The 14,035-nt window shown below is 38.4% G+C and carries 13 protein-coding genes; 6 read left to right on the top strand and 7 right to left on the bottom strand.

Annotation, left to right across the window (positions count from 1 at the left end; all coding sequences use genetic code 11):
- Window positions 1–2: 2 nt before the first annotated feature.
- Window positions 3–1,076, bottom strand: a complete 1,074-nt coding sequence (locus tag WAA20_RS03235) for a Gfo/Idh/MocA family oxidoreductase (protein WP_073387263.1) — start codon at window positions 1,074–1,076, stop codon at window positions 3–5.
- Between the two features lie 396 nt (window positions 1,077–1,472).
- Window positions 1,473–2,891: an ATP-binding protein gene (locus tag WAA20_RS03230; RefSeq protein ID WP_073387155.1), complete on the bottom strand. Its 1,419-nt coding sequence runs from the start codon at window positions 2,889–2,891 to the stop codon at window positions 1,473–1,475.
- A 321-nt stretch (window positions 2,892–3,212) separates the two neighbouring features.
- On the opposite strand from WAA20_RS03230, the gene WAA20_RS03225 reads away from it, so the two are divergent.
- Window positions 3,213–4,523, top strand: a complete 1,311-nt coding sequence (locus tag WAA20_RS03225; RefSeq protein WP_073387157.1) for a serpin family protein — start codon at window positions 3,213–3,215, stop codon at window positions 4,521–4,523.
- 20 nt (window positions 4,524–4,543) lie between these two features.
- On the opposite strand, the gene WAA20_RS03220 is transcribed toward WAA20_RS03225, so the two are convergent.
- The 3 genes from WAA20_RS03220 to WAA20_RS03210 all read right to left on the bottom strand — a co-directional run bounded on the left by WAA20_RS03220 (window position 4,544) and on the right by WAA20_RS03210 (window position 6,736).
- Window positions 4,544–5,197 carry a ribulose-phosphate 3-epimerase gene (locus WAA20_RS03220; RefSeq protein ID WP_073387158.1) on the bottom strand — a complete coding sequence of 218 codons (654 nt, stop codon included), beginning with the start codon at window positions 5,195–5,197 and terminating at the stop codon, window positions 4,544–4,546.
- A 101-nt stretch (window positions 5,198–5,298) separates the two neighbouring features.
- Window positions 5,299–5,658 carry a hypothetical protein gene (locus WAA20_RS03215; RefSeq protein ID WP_073387160.1) on the bottom strand — a complete coding sequence of 120 codons (360 nt, stop codon included), beginning with the start codon at window positions 5,656–5,658 and terminating at the stop codon, window positions 5,299–5,301.
- Window positions 5,659–5,719: 61 nt separating this feature from the next.
- Window positions 5,720–6,736 (bottom strand): LicD family protein, encoded by a 1,017-nt coding sequence (locus tag WAA20_RS03210; RefSeq protein WP_167562700.1) that lies wholly within the window; start codon window positions 6,734–6,736, stop codon window positions 5,720–5,722.
- A gap of 254 nt (window positions 6,737–6,990) precedes the next feature.
- Between WAA20_RS03210 and WAA20_RS03205 the strand changes: the two genes are divergently transcribed.
- Together WAA20_RS03205 and WAA20_RS03200 are read left to right on the top strand one after the other, a co-directional pair.
- Window positions 6,991–7,965, top strand: coding sequence for a DUF6492 family protein (locus tag WAA20_RS03205; protein WP_073387163.1), 975 nt, complete (start codon window positions 6,991–6,993; stop codon window positions 7,963–7,965).
- A 107-nt stretch (window positions 7,966–8,072) separates the two neighbouring features.
- Window positions 8,073–9,290 carry a glycosyltransferase gene (locus WAA20_RS03200; protein WP_073387164.1) on the top strand — a complete coding sequence of 406 codons (1,218 nt, stop codon included), beginning with the start codon at window positions 8,073–8,075 and terminating at the stop codon, window positions 9,288–9,290.
- 87 nt (window positions 9,291–9,377) lie between these two features.
- Here the strand turns inward: WAA20_RS03200 and WAA20_RS03195 are convergent, their stop codons facing one another.
- Complete coding sequence (locus WAA20_RS03195; RefSeq protein ID WP_338802180.1) at window positions 9,378–10,082, bottom strand: acylneuraminate cytidylyltransferase family protein; 705 nt, start codon at window positions 10,080–10,082, stop codon at window positions 9,378–9,380.
- A gap of 345 nt (window positions 10,083–10,427) precedes the next feature.
- Here WAA20_RS03195 and WAA20_RS03190 point away from each other — a divergent pair, with 345 nt between their 5' ends.
- From WAA20_RS03190 to WAA20_RS03180, 3 genes are read left to right on the top strand one after another with little or no spacing between them, the layout of a single operon-like run.
- Entirely contained in the window at window positions 10,428–11,525 is a 1,098-nt protein-coding gene (locus WAA20_RS03190) for a hypothetical protein (protein ID WP_081373773.1), read from the top strand.
- An 11-nt stretch (window positions 11,526–11,536) separates the two neighbouring features.
- Window positions 11,537–12,223 (top strand): DUF4422 domain-containing protein, encoded by a 687-nt coding sequence (locus WAA20_RS03185; RefSeq protein WP_073387166.1) that lies wholly within the window; start codon window positions 11,537–11,539, stop codon window positions 12,221–12,223.
- Between the two features lie 12 nt (window positions 12,224–12,235).
- Window positions 12,236–12,721, top strand: a complete 486-nt coding sequence (locus WAA20_RS03180; protein WP_073387168.1) for a hypothetical protein — start codon at window positions 12,236–12,238, stop codon at window positions 12,719–12,721.
- A 43-nt stretch (window positions 12,722–12,764) separates the two neighbouring features.
- Here the strand turns inward: WAA20_RS03180 and WAA20_RS03175 are convergent, their stop codons facing one another.
- Window positions 12,765–14,033 carry a glycosyltransferase family protein gene (locus tag WAA20_RS03175; RefSeq protein ID WP_073387169.1) on the bottom strand — a complete coding sequence of 423 codons (1,269 nt, stop codon included), beginning with the start codon at window positions 14,031–14,033 and terminating at the stop codon, window positions 12,765–12,767.
- Window positions 14,034–14,035 lie beyond the last annotated feature (2 nt).

Raw genomic sequence — 14,035 nt, 5'->3', positions numbered from 1 at the left:
TATTATTTGAATCTCCCTACAAAGTCCATTGTGGAGCACTCAGTTAGTGGAAGTTTTACTACTCCACCTTCTGCTGCTGATTTATAGATTGCCAAAACCAGTTCCAATGCCTTTTTACCTTCCATCGCCGTAACATACGGCTGTCTATCCTGTTCTATTGCATGTATCATATCTGCATACAGCGGTGTATGGCCATAACCATAAACATTAGGTGGATTCTCGTGAAATCTCTTTTTTACCTCATTAGGATCATCCAGTAAATCTGAAAATCTCCACTCTTCTATTACGTTTACGGATATTCCTCCAGCTTTTACCGTACCTTTTTCGCCAAATATATAAAGGGTCTCTTCAAGATTTTTGGGATACACATCAGTCGTACCTTCTATAATTCCATAACTGCCATTTTTAAACTTTACAAGAGCAATACCAAGATCTTCAGCTTCAATATAATCATGATTAAGACGATCAGTCATGCCAACTACTTCTGTGATGTCGCTTCCCATCATCCATCTGAGAAGATCAATGTTATGAATGCACTGATTCATGAGCGCTCCACCATCCTGTTCCCAAGTTCCTCTCCAAGATGCGCGGTCATAGTACTCATGATTTCTTGCCCACCTAACATGTGCAGTACCATAAAACAATCTTCCAAATCGATTCATATCTATCGCTTCGCGTATGATTTGAACCGATCTGTTAAAACGATTCTGATGGCATGCACAAACTTTTATATGGTGCTTAATTGCTGCATTTATAATTGCATCTGCATCCGCAATAGAAAGAGCAATTGGTTTTTCTATGATGCAATTAACATCTCTTTTTATGCAATCAATGGCAATTTTGGCATGCTTACCACTTTCTGTGCAGATGGCTACTAGCTCTGGTTTTTCGTTTTCCAGAAGTTCTATATAATCGGTATAACGCTTAACGGTATCTGGAAGTTTAAATTTTAAAGCCTTATCTTCCATACACGCTTCATCAATATCACATATGGCCACAATCTCAAGATTATTATTCTGAGCTGCAGCAATATGATTTGGTGATATTCTTCCACATCCGATTAACGCATACTTCATCTTATATTTTCCTATCCTTTCTGAAATATAAAAAACTCCCGACATAAGTTCCATACCTTACATCGGGAGTTCTCATCCTTATAAATACTAATTATTTACTTTTAATCCAAAAAGAATCTAATTCTATTTCAAACTCATCATATACTAATCCAATACTTCTTTGCCCACGCTGTCACACCATCTTCCGCCCATAATTCATAATCATTGTGAGTTTAAGCACTACACAACATCCCTAATGTAAAGCATGAACTTGTCAAAGTTCAGTAGTACTTTGCATTTCCTAAATATGTGTATATATTTTATTTTATCACTATTTTTATGTTATTCCAATTATTTTAGTGCGTTATATAGTGTTGTATTACATTCAATCTAAACAGTATCCCGCGATTGCACTAATCACCCAAACAGATCATCTACTGTAACCACCGACTGAACATTACCCGCATAAGCATTTTCAACAAGACCATATACCGTTATAAGTGTTGGAAATATCGCGTATTTTGTCTTTGTACTTTCAACAAAAGACGCTATCTTATTTCTTATATTGGCATCATCAGACTCTGATAAAGTGTATTCTGAATTTGCATACTTCATTTCACACAGATTTATGACCTGATCCTTTCTAACTATCAGCAGGTCTATCTGCGCACCTCGTATTCCCTTAGAATCATCTTTTTTGCAGTACCATGAATTAATATCTGTATAGACGCCTAATATTCCAAGCTTCTTTTTGATCTGGTCTATATGTTCGAGGCACACCCTCTCAAAAGCCAGTCCTTGCCAGGTATTAACTGCCGGAGTATTGATCTGATTGGACCAAAAGTGTTCATCATTGGGTTCCTTTGAAATAAATTGGTGATAGAAAAGAGTGAAATTGTCTATCAGCTGATACACTGCATTTTTCTTTTTCATTCCAAAAGAATAATACTTCCGAATGAAACCACAACTTTCCAATTCTTCAAGCTTTACAGTAAGATCTCCAGAGTTGATAAGTCCTGATCCTTCTATTATCTCTTCTCTTGTCATTCCAACCTTTTTCTTACCAAGAGTCTCAATTATCTTTTGGTGTACCGTTGGATTCTTATAAATGGAAGCGTACAAATATTTGTATTCATCTTTAAGTGGTGCATTTTTGGCAAAAAAGATCGCGTCAATATTCTGCTGCAGGCTCAGCCCTTTCTGCAAAAAGCCCCAATAATAAGGAATGCCTCCAAAGATCATGTAGCACTGAAGTATCTGATTTCTTGTAAATACTATTCCATTTGCTTTGACGCACTCTTCACATTCTGCAAGCGTAAACTGTTCCAGATGAATTTGCTCCGTAAGCCTATTATACAATCCGCCTTTGTTATGAATTACTTTAGATATCATCCACGATGTAGCTGATGCACATACTATCAGAACCACATCTTTTCTTGCTGATGCCCATCCATTCCAAAAGTTCTCCAGCGCAACTAAAAGGTCACTATTAGGAGTATCCATCCAGGACAATTCGTCTATAAATATTACTTTTTTCTTTTCGGTCGAAGCTCTGATTACGTCTTTCAAATCTTCAAATGCTTCAAGCCAATTCTTTCTCTTTTTCTTAACTTCAAGTCCTGCATCTTTTATAGAAGACTCAAAAGCAAATATCTGCTCCTGCAAACCTCCTTCAGACAAACCTGAATGTTGAAAGGTAAATCTATATCCAAAGGCTTCTCTTATAAGGAAGGTCTTACCAATTCTGCGTCTTCCGTATACTGCTATAAAGTGCGAATACTCATCTGTAACCGCTTTATTAAGAATATCCAGTTCCTTTTTTCTTCCAACAAGCATAATAGCCTCCGACTTTACTTAATCTCTAATTATTTACCACTTTAAGTAAAGTCTAGCACGCAATTATGCATTTTTCAACAAAATATAAGTTTGGATTCTACTTAATCTCACTTTAAAATCAACATTAAGTAGAATCCAGCACAATATTGCAATTTCTCCCCCAGCCATAAAATTTTTGTTCCATGTGTGACCTTGACGATATTATTCCCGTCACATATATTGAAGGCGATCAAAAAGAATAATCACAAACATTAAAACGTCAATAACAATCATCAAATAGATTACAACAAACATCAAAACACAAAGGAGACCATTAAAGTCATGAAAAAAAGAATCGTATCAACACTTCTTTCAATAGTAACTGTTTCAAATCTTATAACAGGCTGTTCCAGTCCCGATATAAGGACAGCAAGTGGCGCCCCCAACTCATCAGGTATATCGAACGCCCCTGATATTACCAATGAATATAATCCGTCCAATGTATCAGCCGAGACTCTAGCTAGCAGCAATGCAGACTTTAACAGTGCACTTATTTCATATATCGAACAAAACGGCTTCGCCGAAGAAAACTACATGATATCCCCAACTTCCTACAGAGCTGCCATGGCACTTGCTATCGTTGGCGCTGACAACGCTACCAAAGAAGAACTATTGCATGCCATGGGATTTAATGACATGAACGAACTTGTAGCATGGTACGTAAGCGTAACCGAATCTGTGGACAAGTATAATGAATGGCTCAAAGATGCCCAGAAAGATTTTAAAGAGAACAGAGAAGATTACGGCGATGGTGCTTCAAAGCCAAGTGGAGTCTTTGACCTTGAGAATTCCATATGGCGTAACACTACAAACGCAACCGGCGAGCTTTCTCAGGATTATATGGATTATGTAGCCAAGAACTTTAATGCTGCTGCCAATAACGTCTCATCTGATAAGATCACAAACGCAGTCAATGACTGGATCGATGAAAATACAGATGGTCTTATTCGATCAATCAGTGATGACTTATCAGCTTCCGATCTTATATTGATCAATACTTTGTATCTTAAAGCCTCATGGAAAAATGATTTTGATGAATACTGTACAGAAGAAGGCGACTTTACAACTATTTTCGGAGATACAGTATCCAAAGACTTCATGAACCAGCAAGAAGAGTTTTTGTATTACGAAGATGATGATTGCAAATTTGTAGTTCTTCCTATGAACGGCGGTATAAATGCTGTATTTATCTTAGGCGATGCTACAGGAGTAATGGACAAGATGTCTGAAGCTTCTTATGAAGATGTTGCTGTAAGTATACCTAAATTTGTTACAGAAACATCTTTCAGCCAGAACGAGCTCATCGGTTTTTGCATGGACCGCGGCGCAACATCTGCCTTCAACGAAGATGCTGACTTCTCTATCATGAGTGATGAGATGGACCTTTTTATAACTGACATCATCCAGAAGACTAAGATCGACGTTGATGAAAAGGGCGTCAGAGCAGCTGCTGCCACAGCCATTATCATGAAAGCCGGCTGCGCAGAGATCGAAGAAGTAAAAGAATTCACAGCAGACCAGCCATTTACATACATGATCCTCACAGACAGCGAAACTCCTGAACTTCTCTTCTATGGCCAGCTTGTAAAATAGTTTGCTTCATGTATATTGCTTTACGCAAGTGCCCTGACTTCTTTAATAAGTTCTGTGTAAGACTTATCATGCCCGAATAGAAGTGATGTTCCAAGGACAAATCCATCTATTCCACGATGAGCATATTTTTTGACTCTCTCTGCTGTACACGCACCGTCCCAATAGAGCTTGAAGTTCATCTCAGCTTTGAGCTCCTCAAACTTGGGAATCTTTTCTCCAACGTATGGAAGAAACATCTGACCGGCGTTGCCTGGATTTACGCTCATTACAAGAACCTTATCTACTATTCTGAGCATTTCATACACAGTTTCCACACTGGTTCCGGGATTTACCGCGATTCCAGGGATCATCCTGGCACTCATTATCTTCTGCAGGGTGGTGGATACGTGATATTCTGCCTCGGGATGGATGTATACAGTATCTCCCGGGCGCATCACTTCAAGAAAAAGGTCTATGGTATGACTTGGATGTTCTACCATAAGGTGTACATCCAGCGGCTTTCTGGTCAATCTTGCAATAAATTTGAGGTCATTTAAGGACATGGCAAAATTAGGGACATAATGTCCGTCCATAATGTCTATATGAAAAGAATCTATGCCCGCTTCTTCCAGAGCTCTTACTTCTCTTTCAAGATTACTGAAATCTGCACACATCATAGAAGCCATCAGTTCCATATAGTGCCTCCAACAGATTCACCTGATTACAGACCATGTGATATATACTCAACAAAAGCCTCATATTATGAATAAAAAAATCTGCTCAAAAAACAATTTCTTTATACATCAATATTCTGGATCATTACTGGCTTCTTACTTTCCTGCATGAAATAAACCGCATCAGAATAATCGCCATAATATGCGTCGCAGGAATCTGTAAGCGCCTTAAGGTCACTAGTTTCATCAAACTCTCCAAAGCTGCCGTTCTTAAAATCTTCAACGATCTTCTGATACTGGTCCATAAGCTCAAAGTGGTTGAGCTTCATATATTCTTCGCATTTTTCATATGGATGCCAGATAACCCTTATCTTATCTGAGTTAGAAGAAAAGATCTCAAGGTTTCTTTGAATCTTATCCAGGGCAGCTTCTTTTTTAGATAAAAGAGGTAATACGTCGGTATAGTATAATATTCTTTTCATCATAACCTCACAGTACAAGTAAAATGAATAGCTAATGGAGTCTGTATTATTTCAACCTCAGTCACATGGCTCCTATCATCTCAAAATACTCTTTCTGGCTCTTATAGAACGGGTAGTCATGGACCTGTGTTCCTTTCACCGGTATATACCAGTTAGGACCATAATTATGCGAAAGCCACTCATCGTAGTTCATGACACCCAGAACGCTCATAGTCTCGAAGGGATACCAAAGCGTATCCTCATACCACTCCTTTTTACGCCAGGACGGAATGTCATCAGTGGCAATGTAAGGATAATACGAAACAGTATCTGATTCACTTTCATCAAAAAGCTGAGCCAGGGCCTCGCACAGCCTGCAAAGCTGATTACGGATCGGGCCCTTTTCACTAAGGACAAAAGAATTACCGAAGTATCTTTTTAGTATATCGGCAAGTTCTGTTATTCCTGTTAGGAATTCACGCTTATTCTCTATAGGGATATTATCCGCATTAGCAAGATCAAGAAGGCATATATTGTTCTCAGTTGTTGTATTGATCTGATCATCATATATATTCTCAAGATCAATGCACATATACAACATCTTGTAGGCAAGCTGGTAAATGAGCTTTTGCATTTTGGCATTGCCAGGATCTCTTGGAACATAGTCAAGGGGATAGATATCAAGTCCAACTACATATGGACATCCGTAGAATTCGTCCATGCGCTCCTTGCTATAGGTCAGCTTTCCGCCAAGATTGTTAGTTGCAAGTGCTTTAAAGGTGTGGAACATATTAGAAGAATAAATGCTCTGAATCCTGATAGATGGAGGTAGTTCATCTGCATGCTCTAAAAGATAGTTAAAATCAGGTCTTAGCATGCATACATCGATATCGTCATCCCAGGGGATAAAGCCTTTATGGCGGACAGCACCAAGAAGTGTTCCGTATTCTGCGAAACACCTGAGATCATTTTTATTACAAAAATCCATGAGCATATCAAGGACTTTCATCTCTGACGCCCAGGCACGCTTCATCTCTTCAGGAACAAGAAAGCCATGTCTGACTTCATCTTTAAAAAAGCTCTCCGGGATTTCCAACACGTATGACATCCTCCTTGTCTGGAGGATTCCTGAGGATGGCTGCCTATAAATGATTTTCTGGTCTTTGAAAATTATATATAGGCAGCCATCCTCAGGAATCTTCAAGATACTAGTAATATTTAATAGGTGTGAAGCTTCAATACTAACCCACAACACACTTTTGTACGTATATTAGTTATCTCTTTTTCGATGCTTATGCTATTATTATATCATGAGGTAAGTAATTATTTCATATGATATTAGAGGTTATTGCCATGGCTGATAAAATTATTTATGACGCGATCATAGTTCAAACCCCTGATGATTTTAAGAGAATGACAGGTCATCATGAAAGAATGTGCTGTCTTCTTCCTTCTGACAGAGTATTTTTTGTTGGAAGGAGCGAAATTGCTGACCTTCTTACAAAAGAAAAGGAAAACTATCCGGAAGATAGCGCCATTAAAAAGGCAGGATTTATAAACGAGAACGATATCCTCCCATTTGACGCTGTACACGAGATAGTCTGCGAGATAGTAAAGCGCGACATGGACGGTCAGGTACCCGGGCGCAATATCACAGGCTGGTACTATCAGCAGTTCATCAAATGGGCTTATTCTAATTATTCAGACAATAAGTATTATCTTGTATGGGATGGAGATACGATCCCATGCAGGGAATTTTCTATGTTTTCAGATGATGGTCATCCATTTTTCGATACCAAACATGAATACCATAAACCTTATTTTGATACTATAAGTAAATTGTTGCCGAATCTTTCCAAATGCATCGACAGATCTTTTATCTCAGAGCATATGATCATGGACTGCGATCTTGTCAAAGAGCTTATGGATAAGATTGAAGCTAATACAAGTCTTCCCGGCTCATCATTTTGGGAAAAGATTCTTTGGAGCCTGTCTGCATCTGAGCTTATGAATTCAGGCTTTAGCGAGTTCGAAACTTATGGCTCATACGTTATGACGCATCATAAGGATGCTTATATTCTGAGAAGCTATAATTCCATGAGATATGGTGCAATGTTTTTTGACAAAGACAAGATCAGTGAAAGAGATTTTGACTGGCTTTCAAGGGATTTCTGCGCCATTTCTTTCGAAAAGAATCAGTCAATAAGACCTGATACTGACAACATCTTCAATAATCCAAAGTATCAGGAGAAGCTCTCTGCAAGGCAGATTATGGAGATGGTGCAGGAAGATTATAAGAATGACGAGTATAAAGAAGTGTGGGATTGATCATACGCCAAAATAACCTGACAACATGAAGATATTTATAACGAAATCGGTATTGAAATAAGCCGGATCTTGTAGCATGTATATCGACTACGAGCGAAAGGATTTCTATGAAAATTCTATTCTATAGGTATAATAGCATATGCGAGCCTAGTATTATAGGTGCTCTTTCAAGCTTTAATATCGATGTGCACGAGATCATGGAGGATAAAAGTGGCAATGCAGAAAGCGCAAAAAGTAATATTGAACACGTGCAGTCTGCCATAGAGTCTATTAAGCCTGATGCCGTATTTAGCATCAATTTCTTCCCTATGCTCGCAAAACTGTGCCATATCTATGGTCTTATATACATAGCTCAGAGTGTTGACTGCCCTGTCATGGAGCTTTTTGATAGGTCCATGCAATTTGATACCAACAGGATTTTCCTTTTTGACAAAGCTCAGTATATGATGCTAAGACCCTATAATCCGAGCTGTATCTTCTATCTTCCGCTTGGAAGCGATCCTGAATATGTTGCCGGAATGCTTAAGCAGGGAGATCCGCGTCCTGACCTTACCCCTCCCGGTATCGCCATGGTAGGTTCTTTATATTCAGAAAAAAATCCTTATGGTGAAATAAAAGATAAGCTCCTCCCACATACGAGAGGCTTTATTGACGGCCTTATTGAAAGTCAGAAGGCTGTATATGGTTATAATTTCATCGAAAAAACTCTCCCGCAAAATATTGCAGAAGAGATTCATGAGCAAAATCCTATGTTTACCGGAAGGTATGAAGATAACTGCATTATGGACGCCTCAAAGCTCAGGCGCTTTACTGCTGCCCACTACTTTTTAGAATATGAGCTTGCGCAAAAAGAAAGATTTGAGACCTTATCAGAACTGTCGCGAAGCTTTAAAACAGATCTATATACCAATTCTGATACCAAAGAACTTACTGAATGTGTTAAAGAAATGGGTAGCAATAACTTTACTATTCATGAAGGCGTTAAGACTCTGACCCAGATGCCTATCGTATTTAATAATGCCAAAATAAACCTTAACATTACACTTCGGGCTATAGAAACAGGGCTTCCTCTTCGCATGTTTGATATCTGCGCAGCTGGTGGGTTCCTTCTTACTAATTATCAGGAAGAACTTCCTGAATACTTCGAGATTGGTAAGGAAGCAGAATACTATGGAAGTAAAGATGAACTTATAGATAAGTGCTCGTACTACCTTACTCACGAAGATGAAAGAACTCGTATCGCACAGGCAGGCCTTGAAAGAATCAAAAAGCAACACACCTGGAGACACCGCGTGGCACAGATCATAACAAGTATCTGGGAATAATTTGGACTATTGTTTGAGAATACTTTTTGCCATTAGTACAATTAGTGTACTGGCTGCAACTGATTATCTTACAAGATCGATAAATAGCTATTTTCCCAACATTCCTTCTTCTATAAGGAGCTGAGCGATCTTAAAATCAAGATCCGTATCGATATCTACTGATCTTGTTCCGTCCATGATATAGGCGTAACAATCATTTGCATATATATCACCATCTTTCAAAAACTCCACAACTTTCGAAAGATATATGGCACCATTTAATCTATAACACTTAGGCAGATCCTGACGCCTTGTGTTTTTGTACTCTTCTATGAAAAAATCCTGCATAGACATAGACTCAGGAAGAGTGTTGCAGGTATATGGTGAATCCTCTGCTTCGCATACAGATACTATGGTCCTGGCATCCTTATCCAGCATCTGAGCAAAAGAGCCTTTGATATCATCAGAGCTTCTAAGAGGAGATGTTGGCTGCAACAGGGTAAATGTATCAAAATTCATTCCAAGTTCCTGATACTTAAAAAGCACTTCTCTTACAGCGTCCCAGGAAGATGAGGTATCGGAAGATGCTTCCTTGCTTCGCAAAAAAGGCACTTTTGCACCAAAGCTTCTTGCAATCTCAGCATACTTCTCTGAATCTGTAGATACCATAACTTCATCATACACACCTGAACTTATTGCAGCTTCAATAGACCATGCAATAAGAGGCCTGCCGCTAAGCATTTTTATATTTTTATCAGGAAGACCTTTAGATCCGCTTCTTGCGGGGATGATCGCGATGTTCTTCATGTGCATATATGCCCTCTTTAATCAGCAATCGCTCAATATATAACTCTATTGCGTCAACATCTACACGTAATCATCAAGCACAAAAACTTACAAATCCTTATTTTATTATACATTCTGCAATCCAAGCATAGCAAGTTGTGGAGGAATTGGTAAGTTATAGAAAGTTGTGGAGGAAAAAGTAAGTTATGGAAAGTTGTGGAAAGTTGTGGAAAGTTGTGGAAGAAATAACAAGTTGTGGAGAGTTGTGGAAAGTTGTGGAAGAAATATCAAGTTGTGGAGAGTTGTGAAAGGTTGTGGAAAAACACATCGCCATTTGTTATAATATTCTTAGGTTTTAAAGGAGGCTTTCACATGCACTTTGAAGAAATTGATAATCCATATACCCTACAATTCAGCTATATTCCTCCACAGTTTATCGAACGAACACTGGTAACCAATGAAGTAATAAACAACTTCATTAGGAAGGTTCCAACTTACCGAGGCATGTTTATCACCGGTGTCAGAGGCTGTGGTAAAACTGTAATGATGGGTGATATACGTAATAAAATAGATAAACTTAAAGACTGGATAACTGTAGATCTTAATCCTGAGAGCAACCTTATCGATTCTCTTGCTCGCGGGCTATATATGATTCCTGAAATCAAAACTCTTTTTGTGAAAGCTAATCTGGACTTTTCTGTATTGGGAATAGGTGTCCATATTGAAAATGCTGAGCTTGTTGCATCCAATGAAGAAGATGCCCTGATAATGATGCTCAGAGTTTTAAAAAAAGCCGGCAAGAAAGTCCTTATCACTATCGACGAGATAACCTATAGCACAGATGTTGCCCGCTTTTCTCATGCCATGTCTTCCTACGCAAACGCTGATTATGATATATACGTTCTAATGACAGGGTTAATCGAAAATATCAGAACCATCAAAAACAACAAATCACTTACTTTTCTTTACAGAGCAAAAGTCAAGGAATTAGACAGTTTAAATGTAACCGCTATTTCTGCGGATTATCAAAAAGTTTTTGGAGCAAGCAAAGATACTGCTGACGCGCTTGCCTTTTGCACAAAAGGATACTCTCTTGCTTTCCAGGCTCTTGGCTACCATTATTGGAATGCTCTATGTCGGAACAGCACGCCTGAGCAAATCAACCTTGATGAAGTATACAGCGAACTTGATATTACATTATCTGAACTCTCATATGAAAAAATATGGAACGAGCTCTCAAAAGGCGACAAAAAAGTACTACATGCTATCAATACTTTATCTAAAAATAATAATAATGTCCCAGTTAAGGTGGAAGAAATTCGCGAACTTATCCGTATGTCTTCAAACACCTTTACTTCATATCGAGCACGACTCATTGATAGTGGAATCATAGATGGCAAGCAATATGGATTCTTATCGCTCAAACTCCCAAGATTCGGGCAGTTTATCGATATGCATCCCGTTATGTGAAGGAGCGTCTATTGGATACCAGAATATACGTATGTACTCACAAGAAATACAACGAGATATCCGATCCCTTGTACCATTCTCTGCATGTAGGTAAAGCCATAAGCGATGACCTTGGATATCCGTGCGATGATGCCGGCGAAAACATTTCTGCCAAGAATAAGTCTTACTGCGAGCTCACCGGTATATACTGGCTATGGAAAAATATCTCCTGCGACATCATAGGAATCTGCCACTACAGACGCTTTTTTACCATAGAAAAAGAGCCTGTAAATGCCGAATTCATAGAAGATATCTTGTGCCAAAAGTCATATGATATCATCCTCCCAACCTGCAGCTCTTCCCCGTACGCAAGCAATTATGAGCATTATAAGAACAAGCATGTCATAAAGGATCTCGATACTACAAGAGATGTGATCCTGGAAAAGTATCCCGACTATGTTAAGGCATTTGATCTGATGGCTCATACGAATCTGGCTTCTCTTGGCAATATGATCATCACAAGAAAAGAGATCTTCGATGATTACTGCGCATGGCTTTTTGATGTTCTGTCTGAAGTAGAAAAAAGAACTGATATAACAGATTATGATGTCTTTCAAAAGCGCATATACGGGTATCTTGCAGAAAGACTGCTACGAGTTTATATCTATATGCATCCATATAAAGTCTATGAAGTACCTGTCACACAGACCACTGGTTAAAAGAGGTATTTTATGATTCCAGATAACAAATCTTTTTCAAACGTATCGTATATAACTAATATAAATGATATATATGTATATTTCGAACTTTCACGCATGTATGAGGCAAAGAGCATATTAGATATCGGCATGCTCCTTGCAAGGTGCGGTGCTCTTTCAAGGCAGGTCAAGGACGCCGTGATATCACCTGATACTTTTATGTGCGGAATACCTCTTTATCTGGACGTATTGCCGGTTCACACTGTAATGTATGATTCCATAGCATCTCTTGATTCTTTATATGATGATACGGATGCTTTCTTCGATATTACCTTCATGCTGGACATGGATCAAAACTTTCTTAGAGAGCATAAAGAAAGGCTGCTGCCCTACCTTGTAGAGCATACAGCCCGCATAATCTTTAATGATACGTCGCCTGAAGTAATAGATTATCTTAAGGCGAGATATCCTTTGACGCCAATATATGTTGATGATTCAACATATTTCATGATTGGATAAAACAAATTACGTCTGTTATGTCTTTTATCGCCTTATTCAATAGTTATGTTTTCCTAAATTCATCCAATAATTGTCTCGTCTCTACTGATGGATCCGGTATAAGCGATAAGGCAACAAATGCACCTGAAACATCTCCTTTTTCAATCATATTAGACGCTATAGAAAGCATGATATTCTCTCTTTCGACATAAATAGAAATGTGCGAATAAAGCATAGTCAGGATGCTAAATGGCGATATATGGCTATCACAAATGAAAGCGTACGCTTCCATCACTTCCTCTTCTGATGTCACCAGGCTACTAAGTTCTATCCTTCGTAACATAAGTTTTAGCACAAGAAGTTTATCTTCAAATTCGTCTATATTTGATACATCATCTATAAAAGTCGGAAGCTTCATAGCGTATTCTTGGTGAACGCAGCTTCCCAATAGCTGTATCTGTGTAAGCCTTGAAGAAGCTCTTAAAAGATTGTCTTTATCTTTAAGCGCATCACATATGGTACTAAAAGCTCCTGCCTCATGGCTTCCTATAATATCACTTATTTTTTCTATTATGCTGCCAAGCATTCCCAGCATATCAGCGGTATTATCGCTATATGTTCTTATGATCTCAAGATAAGCTTTATATTCAGGATCTTGTTCACCTGCCACAGGAATCATATTGCTATAACTATCTATAAGCTTTCTTCTATACCGGTCATAGTTCCATAGCGACATGATAACTCCATCATCATGAACGCACCAGGTCGACAACTGCTCTGGTACAACTATCTTATAACCTTCCTTGCGAATCTCAAAAGATTGAGATACATCATAGAAATCCCACCCATCAAAGATATCACTTCTCCAAGGCATATCTACCCTTGTGACCATCATGAAGCCATCAATAGACTCAACTTCATGAATTATAGAATCTTCTGTAATTCTTTCATGTTCAAAGTTTCCAATAGGCCATGATCTAAAGTTACCAACTCTGTCACCAAGCCACATAACTGCCGAATGCGGAATGTGAGTGCTACCTATCATTCCGATCATGCCTATGGAATCATCTTTATTAAAAATATCAATTATATTTAAAAGGAAATATTTATTGATTATATAAACGTCCTGATGCATATAGATCTTATACCTGGCATCAGTTTCTGCCATGGCGCTATTGTAACCTGAAGTCATAGAAACAGCGCCATATATAGGAATAAGCTCTGTCTCATAGCCATCGGGGACTATAAGCTTATCTATATATAGCTTGCATTCATCGAATTGTATCTTATTATTGGTGCAAATTATGAAAGCGATTTTCCTATTGCTTGCCATAT

The sequence above is a fragment of the Butyrivibrio fibrisolvens genome, from assembly GCF_037113525.1.
GTDB lineage: Bacteria > Bacillota > Clostridia > Lachnospirales > Lachnospiraceae > Butyrivibrio > Butyrivibrio fibrisolvens.
This window is presented reverse-complemented; position numbering and strand designations above follow the sequence as displayed.

Coding starts and splice junctions, on each gene's coding strand:
- WAA20_RS03235 (WP_073387263.1), bottom strand. CDS start 1,076: ATGAAGTATGCGTTAATCGGATGTGGAAGAATATCACCAAATCATATT.
- WAA20_RS03230 (WP_073387155.1), bottom strand. CDS start 2,891: ATGCTTGTTGGAAGAAAAAAGGAACTGGATATTCTTAATAAAGCGGTT.
- WAA20_RS03225 (WP_073387157.1), top strand. CDS start 3,213: ATGAAAAAAAGAATCGTATCAACACTTCTTTCAATAGTAACTGTTTCA.
- WAA20_RS03220 (WP_073387158.1), bottom strand. CDS start 5,197: ATGGAACTGATGGCTTCTATGATGTGTGCAGATTTCAGTAATCTTGAA.
- WAA20_RS03215 (WP_073387160.1), bottom strand. CDS start 5,658: ATGAAAAGAATATTATACTATACCGACGTATTACCTCTTTTATCTAAA.
- WAA20_RS03205 (WP_073387163.1), top strand. CDS start 6,991: ATGGCTGATAAAATTATTTATGACGCGATCATAGTTCAAACCCCTGAT.
- WAA20_RS03200 (WP_073387164.1), top strand. CDS start 8,073: ATGAAAATTCTATTCTATAGGTATAATAGCATATGCGAGCCTAGTATT.
- WAA20_RS03195 (WP_338802180.1), bottom strand. CDS start 10,082: ATGCACATGAAGAACATCGCGATCATCCCCGCAAGAAGCGGATCTAAA.
- WAA20_RS03190 (WP_081373773.1), top strand. CDS start 10,428: ATGCACTTTGAAGAAATTGATAATCCATATACCCTACAATTCAGCTAT.
- WAA20_RS03180 (WP_073387168.1), top strand. CDS start 12,236: ATGATTCCAGATAACAAATCTTTTTCAAACGTATCGTATATAACTAAT.
- WAA20_RS03175 (WP_073387169.1), bottom strand. CDS start 14,033: ATGGCAAGCAATAGGAAAATCGCTTTCATAATTTGCACCAATAATAAG.